Genomic DNA, 576 nt, shown 5'->3' on the forward strand with positions numbered 1-576 from the left:
AACGGCGTGAGCTTCGACGTGCAGGCCGGCCAGAGCGTCGGCATCGTCGGCGAATCGGGCTCGGGCAAGTCGACCATCGCGCGGCTCGTGATGGCGCTCGACACGCCGACCTCCGGCACCGTCTCGCTCGAAGGCCGCAACCTGCACGCGCTCTCCAAGGAAGAACTGCGCGTGGCGCGCCGCGACTTCCAGATGGTGTTCCAGGACCCGTACGGCTCGCTCGATCCACGCCAGACGGTCGCACGCATCGTCGCAGAGCCGCTCGAGGCCCTCGCAGCCACCACGCGGGCCGAGCAGCGCGAGCGCGCCGCCGAGACGCTGGCCGCCGTGGGCCTTCGTACCACCGACATGGACAAGTACCCGCACGAGTTCTCGGGCGGCCAGCGCCAGCGCATCGCCATCGCGCGCGCACTCATCACGCGCCCCAAGCTCATCGTCGCCGACGAGCCCGTGAGCGCGCTCGACGTGTCGGTGCAGGCCCAGGTGCTCAACCTCATGCAGGACCTGCAGCAGCAGTTCGGCATCAGCTACCTGCTCATCAGCCACGACCTCGCGGTGGTCAACCACCTCTGCGAC

The 576-nt window shown here is 69.4% G+C and carries 1 protein-coding gene; it reads left to right on the plus strand.

Annotated features, from left to right (window positions below; genetic code table 11):
- Positions 1 to 576: ATP-binding cassette domain-containing protein (locus ACTJLF_RS34680; protein ID WP_440884912.1), on the plus strand; the 576-nt coding region annotated here is incomplete at both ends.

This window comes from Variovorax sp. 22077, from assembly GCF_052044195.1.
Classification (GTDB): Bacteria; Pseudomonadota; Gammaproteobacteria; order Burkholderiales; family Burkholderiaceae_C; genus Variovorax; species Variovorax atrisoli.